At 61.9% G+C, this 23018-nt stretch carries 30 protein-coding genes and 1 tRNA gene; 30 read left to right on the top strand and 1 reads right to left on the bottom strand.

Features of this window, described 5'->3' with window-relative positions:
• The first annotated feature begins 28 nt into the window (after window positions 1-28).
• The 23 genes from mlaD to tatC all read left to right on the top strand — a co-directional run bounded on the left by mlaD (window position 29) and on the right by tatC (window position 16375).
• On the top strand, window positions 29-625 hold the full coding sequence (gene mlaD, locus QCE49_RS11810; RefSeq protein WP_008344116.1) for an outer membrane lipid asymmetry maintenance protein MlaD: 597 nt from the start codon (window positions 29-31) through the stop codon (window positions 623-625).
• Window positions 626-635: 10 nt separating this feature from the next.
• On the top strand, window positions 636-1538 hold the full coding sequence (locus QCE49_RS11805) for a VacJ family lipoprotein (RefSeq protein WP_008344117.1): 903 nt from the start codon (window positions 636-638) through the stop codon (window positions 1536-1538).
• A gap of 124 nt (window positions 1539-1662) precedes the next feature.
• Entirely contained in the window at window positions 1663-2292 is a 630-nt protein-coding gene (locus QCE49_RS11800; RefSeq protein ID WP_008344118.1) for a phospholipid-binding protein MlaC, read from the top strand.
• Entirely contained in the window at window positions 2289-2576 is a 288-nt protein-coding gene (locus QCE49_RS11795) for a lipid asymmetry maintenance protein MlaB (protein WP_081851876.1), read from the top strand. Before QCE49_RS11800 ends, QCE49_RS11795 begins: the two co-directional genes overlap by 4 nt.
• Before the next feature lie 198 nt (window positions 2577-2774).
• On the top strand, window positions 2775-3701 hold the full coding sequence (locus QCE49_RS11790) for an ABC transporter ATP-binding protein (RefSeq protein WP_008344124.1): 927 nt from the start codon (window positions 2775-2777) through the stop codon (window positions 3699-3701).
• Window positions 3698-4453, top strand: a complete 756-nt coding sequence (locus QCE49_RS11785) for an ABC transporter permease (RefSeq protein WP_008344126.1) — start codon at window positions 3698-3700, stop codon at window positions 4451-4453. Before QCE49_RS11790 ends, QCE49_RS11785 begins: the two co-directional genes overlap by 4 nt.
• 20 nt (window positions 4454-4473) lie before the next feature.
• Window positions 4474-4713: a BolA family protein gene (locus tag QCE49_RS11780; RefSeq protein ID WP_008344127.1), complete on the top strand. Its 240-nt coding sequence runs from the start codon at window positions 4474-4476 to the stop codon at window positions 4711-4713.
• Window positions 4714-4864: 151 nt separating this feature from the next.
• Window positions 4865-6136, top strand: a complete 1272-nt coding sequence (gene murA, locus QCE49_RS11775; protein ID WP_008344128.1) for a UDP-N-acetylglucosamine 1-carboxyvinyltransferase — start codon at window positions 4865-4867, stop codon at window positions 6134-6136.
• Complete coding sequence (gene hisG, locus QCE49_RS11770) at window positions 6133-6825, top strand: ATP phosphoribosyltransferase (RefSeq protein ID WP_008344130.1); 693 nt, start codon at window positions 6133-6135, stop codon at window positions 6823-6825. Before murA ends, hisG begins: the two co-directional genes overlap by 4 nt.
• Before the next feature lie 46 nt (window positions 6826-6871).
• The gene (gene hisD, locus QCE49_RS11765; RefSeq protein ID WP_008344133.1) at window positions 6872-8194 is read left to right on the top strand and encodes a histidinol dehydrogenase; all 1323 of its coding nucleotides are present in this window, start codon (window positions 6872-6874) and stop codon (window positions 8192-8194) included.
• Between the two features lie 75 nt (window positions 8195-8269).
• Window positions 8270-9346 carry a histidinol-phosphate transaminase gene (hisC, locus tag QCE49_RS11760; protein WP_250459022.1) on the top strand — a complete coding sequence of 359 codons (1077 nt, stop codon included), beginning with the start codon at window positions 8270-8272 and terminating at the stop codon, window positions 9344-9346.
• A 16-nt stretch (window positions 9347-9362) separates the two neighbouring features.
• Window positions 9363-9950 carry an imidazoleglycerol-phosphate dehydratase HisB gene (hisB, locus tag QCE49_RS11755; RefSeq protein ID WP_244807661.1) on the top strand — a complete coding sequence of 196 codons (588 nt, stop codon included), beginning with the start codon at window positions 9363-9365 and terminating at the stop codon, window positions 9948-9950.
• A 41-nt stretch (window positions 9951-9991) separates the two neighbouring features.
• Complete coding sequence (locus QCE49_RS11750; protein ID WP_008344137.1) at window positions 9992-10612, top strand: YchE family NAAT transporter; 621 nt, start codon at window positions 9992-9994, stop codon at window positions 10610-10612.
• The gene (hisH, locus tag QCE49_RS11745; RefSeq protein ID WP_008344139.1) at window positions 10609-11250 is read left to right on the top strand and encodes an imidazole glycerol phosphate synthase subunit HisH; all 642 of its coding nucleotides are present in this window, start codon (window positions 10609-10611) and stop codon (window positions 11248-11250) included. Before QCE49_RS11750 ends, hisH begins: the two co-directional genes overlap by 4 nt.
• Before the next feature lie 152 nt (window positions 11251-11402).
• Window positions 11403-12155, top strand: a complete 753-nt coding sequence (gene hisA, locus QCE49_RS11740) for a 1-(5-phosphoribosyl)-5-[(5-phosphoribosylamino)methylideneamino]imidazole-4-carboxamide isomerase (RefSeq protein WP_008344140.1) — start codon at window positions 11403-11405, stop codon at window positions 12153-12155.
• A gap of 77 nt (window positions 12156-12232) precedes the next feature.
• Window positions 12233-13006 carry an imidazole glycerol phosphate synthase subunit HisF gene (gene hisF / locus QCE49_RS11735; RefSeq protein WP_008344141.1) on the top strand — a complete coding sequence of 258 codons (774 nt, stop codon included), beginning with the start codon at window positions 12233-12235 and terminating at the stop codon, window positions 13004-13006.
• A gap of 16 nt (window positions 13007-13022) precedes the next feature.
• A complete protein-coding gene (hisI, locus tag QCE49_RS11730) occupies window positions 13023-13415 on the top strand; it encodes a phosphoribosyl-AMP cyclohydrolase (RefSeq protein ID WP_174447750.1) in 393 nt (130 codons plus the stop codon).
• Window positions 13412-13780: a phosphoribosyl-ATP diphosphatase gene (locus QCE49_RS11725; RefSeq protein WP_008344143.1), complete on the top strand. Its 369-nt coding sequence runs from the start codon at window positions 13412-13414 to the stop codon at window positions 13778-13780. Before hisI ends, QCE49_RS11725 begins: the two co-directional genes overlap by 4 nt.
• Window positions 13781-13812: 32 nt before the next feature.
• Complete coding sequence (locus QCE49_RS11720; RefSeq protein ID WP_008344144.1) at window positions 13813-14205, top strand: membrane protein; 393 nt, start codon at window positions 13813-13815, stop codon at window positions 14203-14205.
• 30 nt (window positions 14206-14235) lie between these two features.
• Window positions 14236-14598 carry a histidine triad nucleotide-binding protein gene (locus tag QCE49_RS11715; RefSeq protein ID WP_008344145.1) on the top strand — a complete coding sequence of 121 codons (363 nt, stop codon included), beginning with the start codon at window positions 14236-14238 and terminating at the stop codon, window positions 14596-14598.
• Between the two features lie 155 nt (window positions 14599-14753).
• A complete protein-coding gene (gene tatA, locus QCE49_RS11710) occupies window positions 14754-14990 on the top strand; it encodes a Sec-independent protein translocase subunit TatA (RefSeq protein WP_008344146.1) in 237 nt (78 codons plus the stop codon).
• A 36-nt stretch (window positions 14991-15026) separates the two neighbouring features.
• On the top strand, window positions 15027-15554 hold the full coding sequence (gene tatB, locus QCE49_RS11705) for a Sec-independent protein translocase protein TatB (RefSeq protein WP_250459020.1): 528 nt from the start codon (window positions 15027-15029) through the stop codon (window positions 15552-15554).
• Between the two features lie 44 nt (window positions 15555-15598).
• Window positions 15599-16375 carry a twin-arginine translocase subunit TatC gene (gene tatC, locus QCE49_RS11700; RefSeq protein ID WP_008344148.1) on the top strand — a complete coding sequence of 259 codons (777 nt, stop codon included), beginning with the start codon at window positions 15599-15601 and terminating at the stop codon, window positions 16373-16375.
• A 97-nt stretch (window positions 16376-16472) separates the two neighbouring features.
• Here the strand turns inward: tatC and QCE49_RS11695 are convergent, their stop codons facing one another.
• Entirely contained in the window at window positions 16473-17690 is a 1218-nt protein-coding gene (locus tag QCE49_RS11695) for a S1C family serine protease (RefSeq protein ID WP_239295406.1), read from the bottom strand.
• A 20-nt stretch (window positions 17691-17710) separates the two neighbouring features.
• On the opposite strand from QCE49_RS11695, the gene QCE49_RS11690 reads away from it, so the two are divergent.
• From QCE49_RS11690 to QCE49_RS11660, 7 genes are all read left to right on the top strand, one after another.
• Entirely contained in the window at window positions 17711-18457 is a 747-nt protein-coding gene (locus QCE49_RS11690; protein ID WP_008344150.1) for a Nif3-like dinuclear metal center hexameric protein, read from the top strand.
• Window positions 18458-18675: 218 nt separating this feature from the next.
• Window positions 18676-19296, top strand: coding sequence for a ubiquinol-cytochrome c reductase iron-sulfur subunit (gene petA / locus QCE49_RS11685; protein ID WP_008344151.1), 621 nt, complete (start codon window positions 18676-18678; stop codon window positions 19294-19296).
• Window positions 19297-20679, top strand: a complete 1383-nt coding sequence (locus tag QCE49_RS11680) for a cytochrome bc complex cytochrome b subunit (protein WP_175983058.1) — start codon at window positions 19297-19299, stop codon at window positions 20677-20679. It abuts the gene before it with no gap.
• A gap of 23 nt (window positions 20680-20702) precedes the next feature.
• Window positions 20703-21458 (top strand): cytochrome c1, encoded by a 756-nt coding sequence (locus QCE49_RS11675; protein ID WP_008344153.1) that lies wholly within the window; start codon window positions 20703-20705, stop codon window positions 21456-21458.
• 94 nt (window positions 21459-21552) lie between these two features.
• Entirely contained in the window at window positions 21553-22164 is a 612-nt protein-coding gene (locus QCE49_RS11670; protein ID WP_008344155.1) for a glutathione S-transferase N-terminal domain-containing protein, read from the top strand.
• Between the two features lie 63 nt (window positions 22165-22227).
• Entirely contained in the window at window positions 22228-22710 is a 483-nt protein-coding gene (locus tag QCE49_RS11665) for a ClpXP protease specificity-enhancing factor (protein ID WP_008344157.1), read from the top strand.
• An 18-nt stretch (window positions 22711-22728) separates the two neighbouring features.
• Window positions 22729-22804, top strand: a tRNA-Thr gene (locus QCE49_RS11660).
• Window positions 22805-23018 lie beyond the last annotated feature (214 nt).

Raw genomic sequence — 23018 nt, 5'->3', positions numbered from 1 at the left:
CTGCGAAAAGATTCTCTTTGGGAAGACGATGAAAAAGACTGCTCTCGACTTTTGGGTCGGCCTCTTCGTGGTGCTCGGTTTCGTGGCGCTGCTCTTTCTCGCGCTGAAGGCGGGCAACATGAGCTCCCTGTCGTTCCAGCAAACCTACGCGGTGAAACTGAAGTTCGACAACATCGGCGGACTGAAGGCGCGCGCGCCCGTGAAGAGCGCGGGCGTGACGGTCGGGCGCGTCGGCAGCATCGGCTTCGATGCGAACACGTATCAGGCCGTGGTCACGATCGATATCGACAAGCAGTATCAGTTTCCGAAGGATTCGTCCGCGAAGATCCTGACTTCCGGCTTGCTCGGCGAGCAATACATCGGCCTCGAGCCGGGCGGCGACGATCAGATGCTCAAGAACGGCGACACCATCACGATGACGCAATCGGCCGTGGTGCTCGAAAACCTGATCGGCCAGTTCCTCTACAACAAGGCGGCGGATTCGGGCGCCTCGAAATCGTCGGGGGCGCCGGCTGTGCCCGAGCCCGCACCCGCGCCGGCTTTCCCGGGCGCGGCGAGCGCGATGGGCGCATCGGGTGCGGCGGGCGCGGCAGGTGCGAGCGCCGCATCGGGCGCCGCTCAATAAGGAGAAGAACATGCAGGCGATTGGGATGCGGCGCGCAATCATGGTGGCGGGCGTCGTTGCGCTCACCGGTTGCGCGACGGTGACGACGCCGACCAAAGGGGACCCATTCGAGAGCTATAACCGGACGATGTTCACGATCAACGACACTGTTGATCAGTACGCGGTGAAGCCGGTGGCGAAGGGTTACGTGTGGCTCGTACCGGAGCCGGTGCGCAACAGCGTGACCAACTTCTTCTCGAATATCGGCGACGTGTACATCGCCGCGAACAATCTGGCGCAACTGAAAATTGCGGACGGCGTGTCGGACATCATGCGCGTCGCGATCAACACGCTGTTCGGCGTCGGCGGCCTGTTCGACGTCGCGACCATCGCGCGGCTGCCGAAGCATTCCGGCGATTTCGGGCTGACGCTCGGCCACTATGGCGTGCCGTCCGGTCCGTACGTGGTGCTGCCGCTGCTCGGGCCGAGCACGGTGCGAGATTCCGCCGGACTCGTGGTCGACTATTTCGGCAATCCGCTCACCTACGTGAGCCCGGATTCGGTGAGCTGGGCGCTCTATGGCGTGAACCTCGTCAACGTGCGCGCGAATCTTCTGGGGGCGACCGACGTGCTCGCCGATGCCGCGCTCGACAAGTATTCGTTCGTCCGAAACGCATACTTGCAGCGTCGTCAGTATCTGATTTCGGGCGGCGACGGCAGCATGCCGGACTACGGCGAAGCGCCGCTGCCGAATTACGGCGATGAAGGCACGGAAGGCGCATCGGCGACGGCGGCGCCTGCCGCGGCCGCATCGGCGGCTTCGGGTACGGCGGCGGCACCCGCACCGGCGAGCGGTAGCGCCAACACCGTGCCGGGCAACCAGTATGTTCCGCCGCGCGCGCCGCCGGGTTTCCCTTCATTCCGCTTGCGTTGAGCGGCCTGTCGCTAACGCGCGGTAACATATCTAACGATATTTCTTACGCTTTGGATGCCGCGTCGCCTGAACTCGAATCGGGCGGCGCGCTCAAACCGGAGCATCTACTTTTGCAGGGTCCGTGATGAAAAAATTCTTGCTTCTCCCCATCTTCGCGATGTTCGTCGCGTTTTGTGGCACAGCGTCGGCGCAAAGCGTCGATACGAGCTCGCCCGACACGATGATCAAGACGGTCACGCAACAAGTCCTCGACGAAATCAAGTCGGACTCGAAGATCCGCTCGGGCGACATCAACAAGATCACCGAGCTCGTCAATCAGAAGATCCTGCCGTACACGGATTTCACGCGCACGACGCGTCTCGTGATGGGCCGCAACTGGAATTCGGCGACGCCCGAACAGCAGAAGCAGATCGTCGAGCAGTTCAAGATGCTCCTGATCCGCACGTATTCCGGCGCGCTCGCGCAAGTGCGCGACCAGACGGTTCAATACAAGCCGTTCCGCGCCAATCCGGACGACACCGACGTCGTTGTCCGCTCGGTCGTGATGAACAACGGCTCGCCGGTCGAGCTCGACTATCGCCTGTACAAGACGGCGCAAGGCTGGCGCGTGTACGACATCAACGTGCTCGGCGCGTGGCTGATCCAGGCGTATCAGCAGCAATTCAACGAGCAGATTTCGCGCAATGGCGTGAGCGGCTTGCTGCAGTTCCTGACGCAGCGTAACGAGCAACTCGCGAGCGGCAAGGCATCGTGAGCACGCCAGCCACAGGCGGCCGTTTTCAGACGGCCGCGACGCTGACCCACGAGAGCGCGAAGGCCGCGCTCGAAGCGGGTCTGTCGCGCATCGCTGCGGGCGCGACCGAAGTCGATTGCGCGCCGCTCACGCAGTTCGATTCTTCCGCGCTCGCCGTGCTGCTCGCATGGCAGCGCGCAGCCACCGCGCGCGGCGCCGCGCTCGGCGTCGTCAATCTTCCTTCCGGGCTCGTCAGTCTTGCGCGAGCCTATGGCGTCGATACGCTCCTCTCGTTCCGACATTGATCCTGTTCTGACTCCGCGCAGAAGCGGCGGCCCTGCGTCGCCGCAATCAAGATCGCTCCGAAGTCGGCTCCAACGGCTTTGCCCTATAATCAAACGTTTTTTTCGCAGCCGCTCCCGGCCCTTTTTGTCTGAGGAAGGGAACGTCAGGCGAAAGTCCGCACAATCGAGGCGCGGCCGCGCGAGGCGCGCGCACTGTCCATGTCAGCCATAGAAATCCGAAACGTCAGGAAGCGCTACAAGGATCTCCAGGCGCTCAAAGGCGTGAGCCTCACGGTGGAAGAGGGCGAGTTCTTCGGCTTGCTCGGCCCCAACGGTGCGGGCAAAACCACGTTGATCAGCATTCTGGCCGGTCTGGCGCGCGCCGATAGCGGCACGATCTCCGTGCGTGGCCACGATGTCGTCAGCGACTTCCGGGCCGCGCGCCGTGCGCTCGGCGTCGTGCCGCAGGAACTGGTGTTCGATCCGTTCTTCACCGTGCGCGAGTCGTTGCGCATCCAGTCGGGCTATTTCGGCTTGCGCAACAACGACGACTGGATCGACGAGGTCATGGCCAATCTCGATCTCACCGAGAAAGCCGACGTCAACACGCGCGCCCTCTCCGGCGGGATGAAGCGCCGCGTGCTCGTGGCGCAGGCGCTCGTGCATCGGCCGCCGGTGATCGTGCTCGACGAGCCCACCGCCGGCGTCGATGTCGAACTGCGTCAGACACTCTGGAAATTCATCTCGCGCCTGAATCGCGAGGGCCACACGATCGTCCTGACGACGCACTATCTCGAAGAAGCCGAGTCGCTGTGTCATCGGCTCGCGATGCTTCGTCGCGGCGAAGTCGTCGCCCTCGAACGCACGAGCACGCTGCTGCAGCGCTTTTCGGGCATGCAACTGTATCTGCGTCTGTCGAACGGCGCGTTGCCGGCGGACTTGCGCGCGCTCGAAGTCGATCCGCACGCGGTGATGGGCGCGCAACATCTGCTGCGTCTCGCGAGCTATGACGACGTCGAGCCGATTCTCGCGAAATGCCGCGCGGCCGGCTGCACGTTCGATGAAATCGAAGTGCGCAAGGCGGATCTGGAAGACGTGTTCGTGCAGGTGATGAACGAGCCGGAAGTGGTCGAGGGACTTTCATGAGCGGCTTCCAGACGTTGTTCTACAAGGAGCTGCTGCGCTTCTGGAAGGTTTCGTTTCAGACGGTCCTCGCGCCGATCGTGACGGCGCTTCTGTACCTGACGATCTTCGGTCATGCGCTTTCCGGCCGCGTCGAGGTGTATCCCGGCGTCGGTTATACGAGTTTTCTCGTGCCCGGCCTCGTGATGATGAGCGTGCTGCAGAACGCGTTCGCGAACAGTTCGTCGTCGCTGATCCAGTCGAAGATCACCGGCAATCTGGTGTTCGTGCTGCTGCCGCCGATCGCGCATTGGGAGATGTTCTTTGCGTATGTGCTGGCGTCGGTCGTGCGCGGCCTGTGCGTCGGCTTCGGCGTGTTCGTCGTGACGATATGGTTCATCCCGATGTCGTTTTCCGCGCCGCTCTACATCATTGCGTTCGCGATCCTCGGTTCGGGCATTCTCGGCACGCTGGGTCTGATCGCGGGCATCTGGGCCGACAAGTTCGACCAGCTGGCCGCTTTCCAGAACTTCCTCATCATGCCGCTCACGTTTCTTTCAGGCGTGTTCTACTCGACACATACGCTGCCGCCCGTGTGGCGCGCGGTGTCGCATCTGAACCCGTTCTTCTACATGATCGACGGCTTTCGCTATGGCTTCTTCGGCCTGTCCGACGTGAATCCGTTGATGAGCCTCGGCATCGTCGGCGGATTTTTGGCCGTGCTGGCGTTGATCGCCGTGCGACTGCTCGCGAGCGGCTACAAGCTGCGTCACTAATTCTCAAGGAGACTTCCACCATGTTGCCGACTCCGGAGCAGGTGAAGGATTACATCGCCAAAGGCCTCGCTTGCCAGCATTTGGAAGTGGAGGGCGACGGCCAGCATTTTTTCGCGACCATCGTGAGCGACGCGTTCGTCGGCAAGCGGCTGATCGCGCGTCATCAACTGGTTTATGCGGCGCTCGGCGAGCGCATGAAACAGGAGATTCATGCACTCAGCATGAAGACCCTGACCCCCGACGAGTGGAAATCGGCCTGAGTCCACCCGGCGAAGCCAAATCAGGTCATACGACTCAACACACGTAACACCGGCATCACCGGAAAGACAAAGGCAGTAAAGAGTGCGATTCATTCAAGACAACGGCGGCGCTGAAAAGGGCACCGCAGGCAGCTCGGTCGAAGGACAAGCCATGGATAAACTGGTCATCACGGGAGGCGCGAAGCTCTCCGGCGAAATCACCGTTTCGGGTGCGAAGAACGCGGCGCTGCCGATTCTTTGCGCAAGCCTTCTCACCGCCGACGACGTCCATCTGTCGAACGTGCCGAATCTTCAGGACGTTCGCACGATGGTCAAGCTGTTGCGCCAGATGGGCGTGCAGTCCGAAGTGTCCGGCGACGGGCGCGTGAACCTCAACGCGTCGAAGGTCGACAAGCTCGTCGCGCCGTACGAAATGGTCAAGACGATGCGCGCGTCGATTCTCGTGCTCGGTCCGCTCGTCGCGCGCTTCGGCGAAGCGAAGGTGTCGCTGCCCGGCGGCTGCGCGATCGGCGCGCGTCCGGTCGATCAGCACATCAAGGGCCTGCAGGCGATGGGCGCCGAGATCAACATCGAGCACGGCTTCATCGAAGCGCGCGCGAAGCGTCTGAAGGGCGCGCGCATCATCACCGACATGATCACCGTCACCGGCACCGAGAACCTGCTGATGGCGGCGGTGCTGGCCGACGGCGAGACGGTCATCGAGAACGCCGCGCGCGAACCCGAAGTGAGCGACCTCGCGCATCTGCTCGTGAAGATGGGCGCGAAGATCGACGGCATCGGCACCGACCGTCTCGTGATTCAGGGCGTCGACAAGCTGCACGGCGCGAAGCACGACGTCGTGCCGGACCGCATCGAAGCGGGCACGTTCCTGTGCGCGGTCGCGGCCGCGGGCGGCGACGTCACGCTGCGTCGCGTGAGCTCGCATCTGCTCGACGCCGTGACGGCGAAGCTGCGCGAAGCCGGCGTGACGATCGAGGAAGGCGACGACTGGATGCGCGTGCGTATGGGCAAGCGCGCCGAAGCGGTGAATATCCGCACGTCCGAATACCCGGCGTTCCCGACCGACATGCAGGCGCAGTTCATGGCGCTCAACACGATCGCGAAGGGCACGTCGCAAGTCGTCGAGACGATCTTCGAGAACCGCTTCATGCACGTTCAGGAGCTGAATCGTCTGGGCGCGAGCATCACCATCGACGGCAACACGGCGCTCATCGCCGGCGTCGAGAAGCTGTCCGGCGCGAAGGTCATGGCGACCGATCTGCGCGCGTCGGCGAGTCTCGTGATCGCGGCGATGTGCGCGGACGGCGAAACGCTGATCGACCGCATCTACCATCTGGATCGCGGCTACGACCGCATGGAATCGAAGCTGACGGCGGTCGGCGCGAACGTGCGCCGCATCAAGGGCAGCGGGAGCGAGCAATGAGTTCGCTGCCGCAGACGTCGTCGTCGGTGCAGCCGAGCGCGCCCCTCACGCTCGCGTTGTCGAAAGGGCGTATCTTCGAGGAGACGCTGCCGCTGCTCGCCGCCGCGGGCGTGCAGGTGGCCGAAGATCCGGAAAGCTCGCGCAAACTGATCCTTCCGACGACGAATCCGAATCTGCGCGTGATCATCGTGCGCGCGACCGATGTGCCGACTTACGTCGAGTACGGCGCGGCCGATTTCGGCGTCGCGGGTAAGGACGTGCTGATCGAGCACGGCGGCAGCGGCCTGTATCAGCCGGTCGATCTCGATATCGCGCGCTGCCGTATGTCGGTGGCCGTGAAGAACGGTTTCGACTATGCGAGCGCGGTGCGCCAGGGCGCGCGTCTGAAGGTCGCGACGAAGTACACGGAAACCGCGCGTCAGCATTTCGCGGCGAAGGGCGTGCACGTCGATCTGATCAAGCTGTACGGATCGATGGAACTCGCGCCGCTCGTCGGCCTGGCCGATGCGATCGTCGATCTGGTCAGCTCGGGCGGCACGCTGCGGGCGAACAATCTCGTCGAAGTCGAAGAGATCATGCAGATTTCCTCGCGCCTCGTCGTGAATCAGGCGGCGCTGAAGCTGAAGCGCGCGGCGCTCAAGCCGTTCCTCGACGCGTTCGAGCGCGCGACGGTCAGCAAGGGAAATTAGGCGGGCCGCACGACGCGGCGCGCCAACAGCAAAACGGAAAACCAGCATGTCTATCAAGATTCGCAAACTCGATTCCAGCGCCGACGGTTTCCAGAAGGCGCTGCGTGCGGTCCTCGCGTTCGAAGCGAGCGAGGATGAGGCGATCGAGCGCTCGGTCGCGCAGATTCTCGCGGACGTGAAGGCGCGCGGCGACGAAGCCGTGCTCGAATACACCAACAAGTTCGATCGTCTGAAGGCGGACAGCGTCGCGGCGCTCGAACTGCCGCTCTCGGAGATGGAAGCCGCGCTCGAAGGGCTCGAACCGAAGCGCCGCGCGGCGCTCGAAGCGGCGGCGGCGCGCGTGCGCGGCTATCACGAGAAGCAGCGCATCGAATGCGGCAGCCATAGCTGGCACTACACCGAAGCCGACGGCACCGTGCTCGGCCAGAAGGTCACGCCGCTCGATCGCGCGGGCATCTATGTGCCGGGCGGCAAGGCGGCGTATCCGTCGTCCGTGCTGATGAACGCGATTCCGGCGCGCGTGGCGGGCGTGAAGGAAATCGTGATGGTCGTGCCGACGCCCGATGGCGTGAAGAATCCGCTGGTGCTCGCGGCGGCGCTGCTCGGCGGCGTGGATCGCGTGTTCACGATCGGCGGCGCGCAAGCGGTGGCCGCGCTCGCGTACGGCACGCAAAGCGTGCCTGCCGTCGACAAGATTTGCGGTCCGGGTAACGCGTATGTCGCGTCGGCGAAGCGGCGCGTGTTCGGCACGGTCGGCATCGACATGATCGCGGGGCCGTCCGAAATTCTCGTGATCTGCGACGCCACCACCGATCCGCGCTGGGTCGCGATGGACCTCTTCTCGCAGGCCGAGCACGACGAGCTCGCGCAATCCATTCTGCTGTGCCCGGACGACGACTTCATCCAGCGCGTGGAAGACGCGATCGTCGAGCTGCTGCCGGCGATGCCGCGTCGCGACGTCATCCAGCGCTCGCTCGAAGATCGCGGCGCGCTCATCAAGGTGAAGGACATGGCCGAGGCGTGCGCGATCGCCAACGATATCGCGCCGGAGCATCTTGAGATTTCCGCGCTCGATCCGCATCAGTGGGCCGCGCAAATTCACAACGCAGGCGCGATGTTCCTCGGCCGCTACACGAGCGAAAGCCTCGGCGATTACTGCGCGGGCCCGAACCACGTATTGCCGACGTCGCGCACCGCGCGCTTCTCGTCGCCGCTCGGCGTCTACGACTTCATGAAGCGTTCGAGCGTGATCGAAGTGAGCGCGGACGGCGCGCAGACGCTCGGCGAAATCGCGGCGGAACTGGCGTACGGCGAAGGCCTGCAGGCGCACGCGAAGAGCGCCGAATACCGGATGAAAAAAGTCGGCTGAAGCGAAAACCGGCCCGAATGAACGAGGCGGCCTGAGAGCCGCCACCCGAACCGGCGAGAGAGACGCCGGGAAAACATGACGACATCACAAGACATCATCCGACCCGACGTCCTCGCGATGACGAGCTATCCCGTGCCCGATGCCACGGGCCTCATCAAGCTCGACGCGATGGAAAATCCCTACACGCTGCCCGCCGACCTCGCCAAAGCATTGGGCGAGCATCTCGCGGGCGTCGCGCTGAACCGTTATCCCGCGCCGCGTCCGGCGGAATTGCTCGCCAACATCAAGCGCACCATGAACGTGCCCGACGCCTGCGACGTGCTGCTCGGCAACGGTTCGGACGAGCTCATCAGCATGATGTCGGTCGCGTGCTCGAAGCCGGGCGCGAAGGTCGTCGCGCCGGTGCCGGGCTTCGTGATGTACGAAATGTCGGCGAAATTCGCGCATCTCGAGTTCATCGGTGTGCCGCTGAAGGCCGACTTCACGCTCGACGCCGACGCGCTCGTCGCCGCCATCGATGAGCACGCGCCGGCGCTCGTCTATCTGGCGTATCCGAACAACCCGACCGGCACGCTCTACGACGACGCCGACATCGAACGCGTGATCGCCGCGTCGAAGAAGAGTCTCGTCGTGATCGACGAGGCGTATCAGCCGTTCGCCGAAAAAAGCTGGATGCCGCGCGCGGCGGAGTTCGACAACGTCGTCGTGATGCGGACTGTCTCGAAGCTCGGGCTCGCGGGCATCCGTCTCGGCTACATGGCGGGCCGACCCTCGTGGATCACGCAGTTCGACAAAGTGCGCCCGCCGTACAACATCAACGTGCTGACGCAGGCCACGGCCGATTTCCTGCTCGATCACCTCGACGTGCTCGACGCTCAAGCGGCCGAACTGCGCGCGCAACGCACGAAACTCGCACGCGAAGTGGCGGCGCTGCCCGGCATGACGGTATTCCCGAGCGCGGGCAATTTCCTGCTCGTGCGCGTTCCGGACGCCGCCGTTGCTTTCGAAACCCTTCTGACTTCGCGGGTTTTGGTAAAAAACGTGGGTAAAATGCACCCATTGCTGGCTAACTGCGTGCGTTTGACGGTCGGCTCTGCCGAAGAAAACGCGCAAATGGTCGCCGCGCTCAAGAAGCTCCCCACTCTCGATTAAGTCTCAAGGAATCACCATGCGTATTGCGGAAGTCGTTCGCAACACCAGCGAAACGCAGATCCGTGTGAAGCTCGATCTGGACGGCACCGGCAAGCAGAAGCTCGCCACCGGCGTCCCGTTCCTCGATCACATGCTCGACCAGATTGCCCGTCACGGGCTCATCGATCTCGACATCGAAGCGCATGGCGACCTCCATATCGACGATCACCATACGGTAGAAGACACCGGCATCACGCTCGGAATGGCCATCGCGAAGGCCATCGGCGACCGCAAGGGCATTCGCCGTTACGGGCATTCGTACGTACCGCTCGACGAAGCGCTGTCGCGCGTCGTCGTCGATTTTTCGGGGCGTCCGGGGCTCGAGTTCCATGTGCCGTTCACGCGCGCGCGCATCGGCACGTTCGACGTCGATCTGACCATCGAATTCTTCCGCGGATTCGTGAATCACGCCGGCGTGACGCTGCATATCGACAACCTGCGCGGCATCAACGCGCATCATCAGGTCGAAACCGTGTTCAAGGCGTTCGGCCGCGCGCTGCGCATGGCGTGCGAAGTCGACGAGCGCGCGGCGGGGCAGATTCCGTCCACCAAAGGCAGTCTCTAAGCCGACTGACCGGTTCGGCGCGTTGCTGCGCCGGAAAAAAGATGGATTTGTTCAAGTCGTTTATCTCATTGCTCGCGCTGATCAACCCGATCGGCGCGATACCGTTTTTTCTCAGCCTGACCTCGCAGCAATCCGATCTCGAAAGACGCAACACGATTCGCGTCGCTTCGATTTCAGTGTTCTGCGTGATCGCGGTGACGGCGCTACTCGGGCAGCAGATCATCGCGTTCTTCGGGATTTCGGTCGGGTCGTTCGAAGTGGGCGGCGGCATCATCATGCTGCTCATGGCGATCAGCATGTTGAACGCGCAGGTCGGCAATGCGCGTTCGACGCCGGAAGAACGCATGGAAGCCGAGGAGCGCAATAGCATCGCGGTCGTGCCGCTCGCGATTCCGCTGCTCACCGGTCCCGGCTCGATCAGCACGGTGATCGTCTATGCTGCGAATGCGCAACACTGGTACGACCGCTTCGGGCTCGTCGTGCTGGGCGCGATCATCGCGGGGCTGTGCTTCGGCGCGCTGAATCTCGCCGAGCCGATCGCGCGCGTCGTCGGGCGCACGGGAATCAACATCGGCACGCGTCTCATGGGTTTGATGTTGTCCGCATTGGCGGTGGAGTTCATCGTCGACGGGTTGAAGGCCTTGATGCCATCTTTGAAATGAATACTTCGATTGCGATTGTTGATTACGGAATGGGCAACCTGCGCTCGGTCTACCAGGCGCTGAAGAAGGCTGCACCCGAAGCGAACGTGGCGATCGTCGATCAGCCGCAAGGCATTCACGCGGCGGATCGCGTCGTGCTGCCGGGCCAGGGCGCGATGCGCGACTGCATGGGGCATCTCGCCGAATCCGGTTTGCAGGAAGCGGTGATGCAGGCGGCGCGCGAAAAGCCGATGCTCGGCGTGTGCGTCGGCGAGCAGATGCTCTTCGACTGGAGCGAGGAAGGCGACACGAAGGGCCTCGGTCTTCTGCCCGGCAAGGTCGTGCGCTTCCAGCTCGACGGTCTGCTGCAGGACGACGGCTCGCGCTTCAAGGTGCCGCAAATGGGCTGGAATCGCGTGCGTCAGACACAGGCGCATCCGGTCTGGGACGGCGTCGCGGACGGCGCGTTCTTCTACTTCGTCCACAGCTACTACGTGGTGCCGGACAATCCGGCTCACACATCCGGCGAAACCGTGTACGGCAGCGCGTTCACGTCGGCGGTGGCGCGCGACAATATCTTCGCCACCCAATTCCACCCCGAAAAGAGCGCGGACGCAGGATTGCGTCTCTATCGCAATTTCGTGCACTGGAACCCGTGAAATACCGTGCCCGCTAGCGTTTTCGCCTATTACTACGGGCGCATGACCGTTGCAAGACTTGTACTACACTAGCGAGACGGCCCGCGGCACAGGCACGAAAGACCGCACGCGCGCCGTTTTGATCAACTTCACCCAGAAAATACGCGATACCTATGCTGCTCATTCCGGCCATCGATCTTAAGGACGGTCAGTGCGTGCGCCTCAAGCAGGGCGATATGGACCAGGCGACCATTTTTTCAGAGGATCCGGCGGCCATGGCCCGACATTGGGTCGATCGCGGCGCACGGCGATTGCATCTGGTCGATCTGAACGGCGCGTTCGCCGGCAAGCCCAGAAACGGCGACGCGATCCGCGCGATCCTCGATGAAGTCGGCAGCGAGATTCCCGTGCAGTTGGGCGGCGGCATCCGCGATCTGGAAACCATCGAGCGCTATCTGGACGACGGCCTGTCGTACATCATCATCGGCACGGCGGCGGTGAAGAATCCGGGCTTCCTGCAGGACGCGTGCAGCGCGTTCGGGGGACACATCATCGTCGGACTGGACGCGAAGGACGGCAAGGTCGCGACGGACGGCTGGAGCAAGCTCACCGGTCACGAGGTCGTCGATCTCGGCCGCAAGTTCGAAGACTACGGCTGCGAATCGATCATCTACACGGACATCGGCCGTGACGGCATGCTTCAGGGCCTCAACCTCGAAGCAACCGTGCGTCTCGCGCGGGCGGTGAAGATTCCAGTGATCGCGAGCGGCGGGCTGTCGAGCATCGCGGACATCGAATCGCTCTGCGAAGTCGAGGACGAAGGCATCGAAGGCGTGATCTGCGGCCGCGCGATCTACTCCGGCGATCTCGATTTCAAGGCCGCCCAGACCCGCGCTGACGCGCTGCGCGAGGCCGACGGCGCCTGATACGCCCGAGCGCGAGCACATCTGAGCAGCACTCCGGGCGGCCGCGGCGCCGCCCTTACTCCGTAAGTGGCAAGAACATGGCTCTCGCAAAACGCATCATTCCCTGTCTCGACGTAACCGCCGGCCGCGTCGTGAAGGGCGTCAATTTCGTCGAACTGCGCGACGCGGGCGATCCCGTCGAAATCGCGCGGCGTTACGACGATCAGGGCGCCGACGAACTCACGTTCCTCGATATCACCGCGACTTCCGATCAACGCGATCTCATTCTGCCGATCATCGAATCGGTGGCGTCGCAGGTGTTCATTCCGCTGACGGTCGGCGGCGGCGTGCGCGCGGTCGAAGACGTGCGGCGTCTGCTCAACGCGGGCGCGGACAAGATCAGCATGAATTCGTCGGCGGTCGCGAATCCGCAACTCGTGCGCGACGCGTCGGACAAGCACGGCTCGCAGTGCATCGTCGTCGCGATCGATGCGAAACGCGTGTCGGCCGAAGGCGAAACGCCGCGCTGGGAAGTCTTCACGCACGGCGGCCGCAAGGCGACGGGCATCGACGCGATCGAATGGGCGCGCAAGATGGCCGAATTCGGCGCGGGCGAAATCCTGCTCACCAGCATGGATCGTGACGGCACCAAAGCCGGCTTCGATCTCGCGTTGACGCGCGCCGTGTCGGACGCGGTGCCGGTGCCGGTGATCGCGTCGGGCGGCGTCGGATCGTTGCAGCATCTGGCGGATGGCATCGTCGAAGGTCACGCGGACGCGGTGCTTGCCGCGAGCATCTTCCACTACGGCGAGCACACCGTCGGCGAAGCGAAGCGCTTCATGGCCGATCACGGCATTTCGGTGAGGACTTGAAACCGTGAGCGATCAGATGATCTGGCTCGACAAAGTCAAGTGGGACGCGAACGGCCTCGTGCCGGTGATCGCGCAGGAAGCATCGACCAACGACGTGCTCATGTTCGCGTGGATGAATCGCGAGGCGCTCGCAAAGACCATCGAACTGAAGCGCGCGGTGTATTTCTCGCGCTCGCGGCAGCGCCTGTGGTTCAAGGGAGAAGAGTCGGGCCACGTTCAGCACGTTCACGACGTGCGCCTCGATTGCGACGAAGACGTCGTGCTGCTCAAGGTCGAGCAGGTTTCGGGCATCGCGTGCCACACCGGCCGCCATTCCTGTTTTTTCCAGAAATTCGAAGGCACGGCGGAGAACGGCGAGTGGGTCGCCGTCGAGCCGGTCCTGAAAGACCCAGAAAGCATCTACAAATGACGCAAGCCAATACGCTGGACACGCTGCTGCGCCTCGCCTCGGTCATCGACAGTCGCAAGGGCGGCGATCCGGAACAATCCTACGTTTCCCGACTCTTTCACAAGGGCGACGATGCGGTCCTGAAGAAGATCGGCGAGGAAGCGACGGAAGTCGTGCTTGCCGCGAAGGACGCCCGTCATGGCGGCGCGCCGAAGGCGCTCGTCGGCGAAGTCGCCGATCTGTGGTTTCATTGTCTCGTCATGCTGTCCCATTTCGATCTGAGCCCCGCCGACGTGGTCGCGGAACTGGAACGTCGCGAAGGTCTGTCGGGAATCGAGGAAAAGGCGCTGCGCAAGTCGCGCGAGCGTGAGCAGAACGGCGGCTGACGAGCGTCTGGCATCAGCGAAGGAGGGCACGAATGAACCGGCAATATGAACCCTATCCGCCGCCCGTCGTTCAGAACGCGAACGATCCCGAACGCCTGCGCAACATGCGCACGTTCACGCATGTTCTGTACGGCTTGTACGCCGTCTATTGGCTGACCGGCGGTCTCACGGGACTGGTCGCGATCATCCTCAACTACATCAAGCGCGGCGATGCGGCGGGCACGCCGTACGAAGATCACTTCACCTGGCAGATCCGCACCTTCTGGTGGGCGGTGCTGGGCCACGTGATCGGTTTCGCGACGATCTGGATCGGCATCGGCTTTCTGATTCTCGGTGCGGTCAGCATCTGGACGCTTTATCGCATCATCAAAGGCTGGCTGTTTCTCTACGAGAACAAGCCGATCGAACCGCGCGCGTGGTTTTGATCACATCCGTCAACGAAATCCGGCAACTCAATGAGTCAAGACAACTGCATTTTCTGCAAGATCGCTTCCGGGCAACTGCCGAGCACGAAGGTCTATGAGGACGATGAGTTCGTCGCCTTCAACGACATCAATCCTGCCGCGCCGGTGCACGTGCTGGTCATTCCGCGCAAACATATTGAAACACTTTCCCACTGCACAGAAAGTGACAGTCCGCTACTTGGTAGAATGGTGAGTCTCGTCGGACGGTTGGCGAAAGATCTGGGTGTCTCCTACACGGGAGGCGACACCGGCTTTCGAACGGTAATCAATACCGGTCCGGGCGGCGGGCAAGAGGTGTATCACATCCACGCGCATTTGTTGGCCGGCGAGCGCCCGTGGCGCCGAATGGGGTAATGCTGCAATCTTTGTTTGCATTCTCCTTTCCAATGAAATATTGGGCGAGCAAAATCGATAGTTGAGCCGAGGCGACGTGCCTCGGCCGGGGCCGCCAGGCCGATCTTCCGTCATCGGTACCCAAATCGGGGCGGAATCACGGAGAGTTTTCATTCATGGGTTCGTTAAGCATTTGGCATTGGTTGATCGTTCTGCTGATCGTGGCGCTCGTGTTCGGCACGAAGAAGCTGCGCAATATCGGCGGCGATCTGGGCGGTGCGGTGAAGGGCTTCAAGGAAGGCATGCGCGAGGGCGACACGCCGGCGAATTCGGCCGATCAACGCGAACTGCCGCGTAACGGCGCCGTGGACGTCGAGGCGAAAGACAAGTCGCGCTCGGGCGACTATCGCTGATCCGTCTGCCGACGGTAACTCTCCACTTTTCGTTCAATGCTCGATCTCGGTCTGACCAAAATGGCGGTCATCGGCGTCGTGGCGCTGGTGGTCCTCGGGCCGGAGCGCCTGCCCGGCGTCGCACGTACGGCGGGGGCGCTCTTCGGGCGCGCGCAGCGCTATATCAACGACGTCAAATCGGAAGTCGCGCGCGAGATGGAACTCGATGAGCTGAAGAAAATGCGGACCGAGTTCGAAAACGCGGCGTCGAATGTCGAATCGACGATTCACGACACGCTGAAGCGCCACGAATCCGAGCTGAACGATGCCTGGAAAGACGGCACGTCGGTCGCGCCGAGCATCGCTGGCGGCGCTGATTCAGCGGACAGCGCCGCGTCGGACAAGCCCTGGGCCGCTGCGTCTTCATCGACGTCGACCCGGCGCAAGAACTGGCGCGTGAAGCAGGCGGCGATTCCCAACTGGTACAAGCGCACGACCTCGCGTCGCACGCGGGTTCAATCGGGCGCGGCGCGCGTCGCTCGCCACACGCCCGCCACCCTGCGCCGGCAGACGAAGTTCTTCTGAGCGTGCCGCGATTCCTTCATCGATGATTTCTACCGAGGGCCGGCGTGAGCGACCCGCAACACACTAAAGAAGAGCCCGTCGAAGAGACGTTCATTTCGCATCTGGTCGAATTGCGCGACCGCATCATCCGCGCGGGCGCATCGGTCATCGTCGTGTTCATCGCGCTTGTGTATTGGGCGCCGGACATCTTCAAGCTGCTGGCGCGTCCGCTGATGCAGAACCTGCCCGCGGACGGCAAGATGATCGTCACGGACGTCACCGGCTCGTTCTTCGTGCCGATGAAAGTCACGATGCTCGTCGCCTTCGTGATCGCGCTGCCCTTCGTGCTGTATCAGGTCTGGGCGTTCGTCGCGCCGGGTTTGTATCAGCATGAAAAGAAGCTCGTCGGGCCGCTCGTTTTCAGCAGCTATACGCTTTTTCTGTGCGGCATGGCGTTCGCGTACTTCGTCGTGTTCCCGACCATCTTCCGCGTGATGGCGCACTACAACGCGCCGCTCGGCGCGGAGATGACCACGGATATCGACAATTACCTGAGCTTCGTGCTGACGATGTTCATCGCGTTCGGCGTGACGTTCGAGGTGCCGATCGTCGTCGTGCTGCTTGCGCGCATGGGCGTCGTGTCGATTCAGAAGCTCAAGCAAATTCGTCCTTACGTGATCGTCGGCGCGTTCATCATTTCCGCGGTCGTCACGCCGCCCGACGTTTTCTCGCAACTCATTCTCGCGATTCCGCTCGTCATTCTTTATGAAGCGGGGATCATCGCGGCGCGGCTCGTCGTCGGCAAGGAACAGGTCAAGAACGAGGAGCCGGCGGCGGAGTAAAGTGCGGCGTATTGTCGCGCCAGAGCGAGTGTTCGAGATAAGAAAAAGGCAGCTTCGAGCCATCGAAGCTGCCTTTTCGTTTTACGGACGTCGCGTTTTACTCGTCGCCCTGATCGCCTTGATCTTCATCCGGCATTTGCGGTGCGCGCGGCGGCGCGGGGCGCTTGCCGATCATCACGTTGAGATCCAGTTCCTTGTTCTTGCGCATCAGATGGACCTTCACCGACGTGCCCGGCTTGATCTGCGCGACGACGTTGAGCAGGCGCGTCGTGTCGGTGATCGTGTCGTCGTTGATCGACACGAGGATATCGCCCGGCTTGATGCCCGCCTTGTCCGCCGGGCCGCCCTGCAGCACGCCCGCGACAATCGCGCCGGACTTCTGATCCAGCCCGAACGATTCGGCGATCTCCGGCGTCACGTCCTGCGGTTCGACGCCGATCCAGCCGCGCGTCACGCTGCCCGTCGTGATGATGCTTTCCAGCACGCTGCGCGCGGTCGACACGGGAATCGCGAAGCCGATGCCGAGCGAGCCGCCGCTGCGCGAATAGATCGCCGTGTTGATGCCCAGCAGGTTGCCGTTCACGTCGACCAGCGCACCGCCCGAATTGCCGGGGTTGATGGCGGCGTCGGTCTGGATGAAGTTCTCGAACGTGTTGATGCCGAGGTGATTACGCCCGAGCGCGCTGACGATGCCCATCGTGACCGTCTGGCCGACGCCGAACGGATTGCCGATCGCGAGCACGACATCGCCGACGCGCGTCTGATCCATTCGCCCGAGCGTGATGGTCGGCAGGTTGGTCATGTTGATCTTCAGCACGGCGAGGTCGGTTTCCGGATCGACGCCGATCACTTTCGCGCTGGACGTGCGACCATCGGCGAGCGCGACTTCGATTTGATCCGCCCCGTCGACGACATGCTGGTTCGTTAGAATGTAACCTTCCGAGCTGACGATGACACCGGAGCCGAGATTCGACGCGGGCGGCTCGTCGCTCTTGCGCTTGTTCTTGTCGCCGAAGAAGTAGCGGAACAGCGGGTCTTTCGCGCGCGGGTCGGGCGGCAGATTGCCGTCCTTGCTGGAGAACACGTTCACGACGGCCGGCATCGCCTTTTGCGCGCCTTCCGAAAAGGACGACTGAACGGGGCGCGAGCCGATGCTCGGCGCCACTTCCTGCAACGCGACGATCGGCTCGGCAAGCTGCTTGCCGAATTGACCCTGACGTTGAAGCCACTGCGGCTTCAAGGTCGCGATGATGAACATCAGGGCCAAAAGCACGGTGACCGCTTGGGCAAAAAATAGCCAGAAGCGTCTAAGCATTTGAAGGGATAGAGGAATTCATGGATCGGATCGAACTCGAATTGTATCTGAACAATCTGCTGGAAATCGGCCGCTTCAAGGACTATTGCCCGAACGGTCTGCAGGTTGAAGGCGCGCGCCGCGTGCAGAAGATCGCAACCGGCGTGACCGCCTCGCAAGCCTTTCTCGAAGCCGCGCTGGAGTGGGGCGCGGACACGGTGCTCGTGCATCACGGCTACTTCTGGCGCAATGAGGCGCCGCAGATCACCGGGCGCAAGCATCGAAGATTGCGCACGCTGATTGCCAACGACATCAATCTCTTCGCCTACCATCTTCCGCTCGACTCGCATCCGGAACTCGGCAACAACGCGCAGATCGGCGCACGCCTCGGACTGATCGCGGACGCGCGCTTCGCGAATCAGGATCTCGGCTGGATCGCGACGCTCGGCATGCCGCTCCCGCTCGAGCACTTCAGCGCGATGGTCGAGAACGCGCTCGGCAGGAAGCCGCTCGTGTTCGGCGACACAGACAAGGAATTGCGCCGCGTGGCGTGGTGCACGGGCGGCGCACAAGGTTACTTCGAAGAGGCCATCGCGGCGGGCGCGGACGTGTATCTGAGCGGCGAAGTCTCGGAGCAAACCATGCATATCGCGGCGGAATCGGGCGTGGCGTACATCGCGGCCGGGCATCACGCGACGGAGCGCTACGGCGTGCAGGCCGTGGGCGCGCATCTGTCCGAGCAATTCGATATCGAGCATCTTTTTATCGATATCGATAATCCGGTTTAATGACCGAATAAGCTGTGGGCGCGATTATCTGCGCTTGCGGTTGCCTTAAATGAACGCTTCACGATGTTGCGCGAAAAACGTGGGGAAAACCCTGAAGCATCAATCACTTCGAGTGATTTTTGCTAGTCAGCCCTTGTAAATGCCAACTCCATTCGCGCACACTAACGGCGGAACAACTGATGTGACGGTATAAATCCAACTCAGAAGTGGGGCGTGTGATGCGAGACAAGGATGAAAAACGCGTCGACGGCGGCCGCCGTACCTGGCTGATTGCGACGACCGCAGCAGGTGGTTTCGGAGCAGTGGCAACCGTAGTTCCCTTTGTAGGTTCGTTTGCTCCATCGGAGAAGGCCAAGGCGGCGGGCGCGCCTGTCGAGGTCGATATCAGCGGACTGAAGCCGGGCGACATGATGACCGTCGCCTGGCGCGGCAAGCCGGTGTGGATCGTGAATCGCACCGACGAAATGCTGGCCGACGTCAAGAAGGCCGACAACGAAGTAGCCGACCCGAAGTCGAAGATGGAATTCTCGATGCCGTTGCCGGAGTACTGCAACAACGAGTATCGTTCGCGCGCGGATCACAAGAACATTTTCGTGGCGGTTGCCGTGTGCACGCATCTGGGCTGCACGCCGACGCCGCGTTTCACCGAGGGTCCCCAACCCAATCTCCCCGATAACTGGCCGGGCGGCTTCCTTTGCCCGTGCCACGGCTCGACCTATGACATGGCCGGCCGCGTCTTCAAGAACAAGCCCGCGCCGCAGAATCTGGACATTCCACCGTTCATGTTCACTTCCGCGACGCAACTCGTGATCGGCAAGGACGAAAAGGGAGAGGCGTAAATGGCGACCGCAGACAAGGAAGTAGAGACAACGGGCCTGACCGGTTGGATCGATCGCCGGTTTCCGCTGACCTCGACCTGGAAGAAACACGTATCCGAGTATTACGCGCCGAAGAACTTCAACTTCTGGTACTTCTTCGGCTCGCTGGCGTTGCTGGTGCTGGTGAATCAGATCGTCACCGGTATTTTCCTCACGATGAACTACAAGCCCGATGCGACGCTCGCGTTCGCCTCGGTCGAGTACATCATGCGCGAGGTGCCGTGGGGCTGGCTCATTCGCTACATGCATTCGACGGGCGCGTCGATGTTCTTCGTCGTCGTGTATCTGCACATGTTCCGCGGGCTGATGTACGGGTCGTATCGCAAGCCGCGCGAACTCGTGTGGATCTTCGGTTGCGCGATCTTCCTGTGCCTCATGGCCGAAGCGTTCTTCGGCTATCTGCTGCCGTGGGGGCAGATGTCGTTCTGGGGCGCGCAGGTGATCGTCAACCTGTTCTCGGCGATTCCGTTCATCGGTCCGGATCTGTCGCTGTGGATTCGCGGCGATTACGTCGTCTCCGATGTCACGCTGAACCGCTTCTTCGCGTTCCATGTCATCGCGATTCCGCTCGTGCTGATCGGACTCGTGGTCGCGCACCTCGTCGCGCTGCACGAAGTCGGCTCGAACAATCCGGACGGCGTCGAGATCAAGGCGAAGAAGGACGCGAACGGCATTCCGCTCGACGGCATTCCGTTTCATCCGTACTACTCGGTGCACGACTTCATGGGCGTGTGCGTGTTCCTGCTGATCTTCGCGGCGATCATCTTTTTCGCGCCGGAAATGGGCGGCTATTTCCTCGAAGCCAACAACTTCGTGCCGGCCAATCCGTTGCAGACGCCGCCGGAAATCGCGCCGGTGTGGTACTTCACCGCGTTCTACGCGATGCTTCGCGCGACGACCGATCCGTTCAAGATCGTGCTGATGATCGTGATCGCGCTGCTCGGCGTGCTCGCGCTCGTCAAGGCGCGCGGGAAATGGAAGCTCGGCCTGCCGGTGCTCGCTGTGCTCGTGCTGATTTTCATGGCGCTGACGGAGTCGAAGTTCTGGGGCGTCGTCGTGATGGGCACGGCGGTCGTGTCGCTGTTCTTCCTGCCCTGGCTGGACCGCAGTCCGGTGAAGTCGATTCGCTATCGGCCGCTCTTTCACAAGGTCTTCTACGCGATATTCGTGTTCGCGTTCCTGATGCTCGGCTTCCTGGGCACGCGACCGCCATCGCCGGCCGCGACGCTGATCGCGCAGATCTGCGCGCTGATCTACTTCGCGTTCTTCCTCGGCATGCCTTTCTGGACGCCGCGCGGCAAATTCAAGACGCCGCCTGAGCGAGTGCACTACAAACCTCACTGAGCGCACGTCCGGAGACGAATACGATGAAAAAATGGCTCTCTACAATAGCGATGATCGGTGCGGCGATGCTCTCGTTCTGCGCACCGCCGGCGTTCGCGCAGGAAGAAGCGGTGCTCGATCGGGCGCCCGACAGTTCCGACAATCTCGCGTCCTTGCAGCACGGCGCACAAGTTTTTGTAAACTACTGCCTGAATTGCCACAGCGCGACGTTGATGCGGTACAACCGGCTGACCGATATCGGCATCAGTGAGAAGCAGATTCGAGAGAATCTGCTCTTTACTACGGACAAGGTCGGCAACACGATGTCGATCGCGATGCGCCCGGAAGATGCGAAAGCGTGGTTCGGTGCGTCGCCGCCGGATCTGTCCGTCGAAGCGCGGGCGCGCGGCAGGGACTGGCTCTACACGTACCTGCGGAGTTTCTATCACGATCCGACGCGGCCGACCGGCTGGAATAATCGCGTCTACGAAAACGTCGGCATGCCGCACGTGCTTTGGACGCTCCAAGGCGTCCGGGACGCGAAATTCGAGACCGATACGGACGAAAAGACGGGCGAAAAGGTACGAAGATTCGTCGGTTACACTCAGGTTACACCTGGTGCCATGTCGTCCGTGGATTATGATTCAACTGTGGCCGATCTCGTTTCGTACATGTCGTGGATGGCGGAACCCGCGCAGCAGACGCGCAAGCGGCTCGGCGTCTGGGTTTTGCTGTTCCTGGCGTTCTTGAGCTTCCTCGCGTGGCGCCTGAACGCGGCATACTGGAAAGATATCAAATAGCGCGCCTTCGAAGGCGTGGGTCGGCGCGACGGCGTTTTTCCGCGAGGAAACGCCGCGGCCGGCCCTTCGAGTTTACTGAAGGAACTTTAAAAACATGATGGTTCTGTATTCCGGCACTACTTGCCCCTTCTCCCAGCGCTGCCGGCTGGTGTTGTTCGAAAAGGGCATGGATTTCGAGATTCGCGACGTTGACCTGTTCAACAAGCCGGAAGACATCGCGGTGATGAACCCTTACGGACAGGTCCCGATCCTCGTCGAGCGCGACCTGATCCTGTACGAGTCGAATATCATTAACGAATATATCGACGAGCGTTTTCCGCATCCGCAACTCATGCCGGCCGATCCGGTGCAGCGCGCCCGCGCACGCCTGTTCCTGCTGAACTTCGAAAAGGAACTGTTCGTTCACGTCGGCACGCTGGAAAACGAAAAGGGCAAGGCCGCCGAGAAGAATCACGAGAAGGCGCGCAGCGCGATCCGCGATCGCCTCACGCAGCTCGCCCCGATCTTCCTGAAGAACAAGTACATGCTGGGCGAGGAGTTCTCGATGCTCGACGTCGCGATTGCGCCGCTGCTGTGGCGTCTGGATCACTACGGCATCGAACTGTCGAAGAACGCAGCACCGTTGATGAAGTACGCCGAGCGGATTTTCAGCCGTCCGGCCTATATTGAAGCGCTGACGCCTTCCGAAAAGGTGATGCGTCGATAGTTTGAGTGCGTTGGGACGCGGCGGCGCGCGTTTGCGCGGCCGCATTCCGACAGAGGAAAGTTGATGCAAGAAATTTCCACCAAGCCGTATTTGTTGCGCGCACTGTACGAATGGTGCACGGACAATGGTTTTACGCCTCACATCGCCGTTCGGGTCGATGCGGCTACGCGCGTGCCGCGCCAGTTCGTCCGCAACGACGAGATCGTGTTGAACATCAGTTTCGAGGCGACGAGCCAGTTGCAGATGGGCAACGAGTGGATCGAGTTCAGCGCGCGTTTCTCCGGCAAGTCACACAAGATCGAAGTGCAGGTCGCGAACGTGCTCGCTATCTACGCACGCGAGAACGGACAGGGGATGGCGTTCCCGGTCGAGCAGTCGCATTCCGGCTCGGATTTGACGAGCGCTCCCGTCGGCGCGCGATCGGCCGAGCGCGATACGCGGCAGATCGAGGAACCCGCAGACACCGCGCCGAAAGAGGATGCGCAAACTGCAGCGGATGACGATTCGAAATCGCCTGCGAGGTCTCACCTCAAAGTCGTTAAATGAAGTAGAATTCCGTGCTTCGCCGGCTTAGCTCATCTGGTAGAGCAGTTGATTTGTAATCATCAGGTGGCGGGTTCGAGTCCTGCAGCCGGCACCAAGACTTATGTCGACGGGTCGTGCGATGTCCGCACGACCCGTTTGCTTTGAGTCGGTAAGACGAGTAGGTCGAATCGATAAGAAACGTTTCAAAAACTTGTTGACACGAACCGAAACGTTCTTCATAATCTCGTTTCTCTGCTGCTGATGCAGCGACGCAAGACGGAAGTTGAAGTAAGGCTTGTCTTGCGATGTGCTCTTTAAAAACTAACAGC

Source organism: Caballeronia sp. LZ008 (assembly GCF_031451435.1).
GTDB lineage: Bacteria > Pseudomonadota > Gammaproteobacteria > Burkholderiales > Burkholderiaceae > Caballeronia > Caballeronia zhejiangensis.
Note: the sequence above shows the minus strand (reverse complement) of the source record. Positions and strands in the feature narration are given on the sequence as shown.

What these genes read in the sequence shown, in the direction of transcription:
- petA (WP_008344151.1), top strand. Translation starts at nt 18,676, where the DNA reads ATGCGAGACAAGGATGAAAAACGCGTCGACGGCGGCCGCCGTACCTGG.
- QCE49_RS11805 (WP_008344117.1), top strand. Translation starts at nt 636, where the DNA reads ATGCAGGCGATTGGGATGCGGCGCGCAATCATGGTGGCGGGCGTCGTT.
- mlaD (WP_008344116.1), top strand. Translation starts at nt 29, where the DNA reads ATGAAAAAGACTGCTCTCGACTTTTGGGTCGGCCTCTTCGTGGTGCTC.
- QCE49_RS11675 (WP_008344153.1), top strand. Translation starts at nt 20,703, where the DNA reads ATGAAAAAATGGCTCTCTACAATAGCGATGATCGGTGCGGCGATGCTC.
- QCE49_RS11750 (WP_008344137.1), top strand. Translation starts at nt 9,992, where the DNA reads ATGGATTTGTTCAAGTCGTTTATCTCATTGCTCGCGCTGATCAACCCG.
- QCE49_RS11720 (WP_008344144.1), top strand. Translation starts at nt 13,813, where the DNA reads ATGAACCGGCAATATGAACCCTATCCGCCGCCCGTCGTTCAGAACGCG.
- hisA (WP_008344140.1), top strand. Translation starts at nt 11,403, where the DNA reads ATGCTGCTCATTCCGGCCATCGATCTTAAGGACGGTCAGTGCGTGCGC.
- hisG (WP_008344130.1), top strand. Translation starts at nt 6,133, where the DNA reads ATGAGTTCGCTGCCGCAGACGTCGTCGTCGGTGCAGCCGAGCGCGCCC.
- hisD (WP_008344133.1), top strand. Translation starts at nt 6,872, where the DNA reads ATGTCTATCAAGATTCGCAAACTCGATTCCAGCGCCGACGGTTTCCAG.
- QCE49_RS11715 (WP_008344145.1), top strand. Translation starts at nt 14,236, where the DNA reads ATGAGTCAAGACAACTGCATTTTCTGCAAGATCGCTTCCGGGCAACTG.
- hisC (WP_250459022.1), top strand. Translation starts at nt 8,270, where the DNA reads ATGACGACATCACAAGACATCATCCGACCCGACGTCCTCGCGATGACG.
- QCE49_RS11680 (WP_175983058.1), top strand. Translation starts at nt 19,297, where the DNA reads ATGGCGACCGCAGACAAGGAAGTAGAGACAACGGGCCTGACCGGTTGG.
- hisB (WP_244807661.1), top strand. Translation starts at nt 9,363, where the DNA reads ATGCGTATTGCGGAAGTCGTTCGCAACACCAGCGAAACGCAGATCCGT.
- QCE49_RS11695 (WP_239295406.1), bottom strand. Translation starts at nt 17,690, where the DNA reads ATGCTTAGACGCTTCTGGCTATTTTTTGCCCAAGCGGTCACCGTGCTT.
- hisH (WP_008344139.1), top strand. Translation starts at nt 10,609, where the DNA reads ATGAATACTTCGATTGCGATTGTTGATTACGGAATGGGCAACCTGCGC.
- QCE49_RS11785 (WP_008344126.1), top strand. Translation starts at nt 3,698, where the DNA reads ATGAGCGGCTTCCAGACGTTGTTCTACAAGGAGCTGCTGCGCTTCTGG.
- QCE49_RS11780 (WP_008344127.1), top strand. Translation starts at nt 4,474, where the DNA reads ATGTTGCCGACTCCGGAGCAGGTGAAGGATTACATCGCCAAAGGCCTC.
- QCE49_RS11690 (WP_008344150.1), top strand. Translation starts at nt 17,711, where the DNA reads ATGGATCGGATCGAACTCGAATTGTATCTGAACAATCTGCTGGAAATC.
- tatB (WP_250459020.1), top strand. Translation starts at nt 15,027, where the DNA reads ATGCTCGATCTCGGTCTGACCAAAATGGCGGTCATCGGCGTCGTGGCG.
- hisF (WP_008344141.1), top strand. Translation starts at nt 12,233, where the DNA reads ATGGCTCTCGCAAAACGCATCATTCCCTGTCTCGACGTAACCGCCGGC.
- hisI (WP_174447750.1), top strand. Translation starts at nt 13,023, where the DNA reads ATGATCTGGCTCGACAAAGTCAAGTGGGACGCGAACGGCCTCGTGCCG.
- QCE49_RS11790 (WP_008344124.1), top strand. Translation starts at nt 2,775, where the DNA reads ATGTCAGCCATAGAAATCCGAAACGTCAGGAAGCGCTACAAGGATCTC.
- QCE49_RS11800 (WP_008344118.1), top strand. Translation starts at nt 1,663, where the DNA reads ATGAAAAAATTCTTGCTTCTCCCCATCTTCGCGATGTTCGTCGCGTTT.
- murA (WP_008344128.1), top strand. Translation starts at nt 4,865, where the DNA reads ATGGATAAACTGGTCATCACGGGAGGCGCGAAGCTCTCCGGCGAAATC.
- QCE49_RS11725 (WP_008344143.1), top strand. Translation starts at nt 13,412, where the DNA reads ATGACGCAAGCCAATACGCTGGACACGCTGCTGCGCCTCGCCTCGGTC.
- QCE49_RS11665 (WP_008344157.1), top strand. Translation starts at nt 22,228, where the DNA reads ATGCAAGAAATTTCCACCAAGCCGTATTTGTTGCGCGCACTGTACGAA.
- QCE49_RS11670 (WP_008344155.1), top strand. Translation starts at nt 21,553, where the DNA reads ATGATGGTTCTGTATTCCGGCACTACTTGCCCCTTCTCCCAGCGCTGC.
- tatA (WP_008344146.1), top strand. Translation starts at nt 14,754, where the DNA reads ATGGGTTCGTTAAGCATTTGGCATTGGTTGATCGTTCTGCTGATCGTG.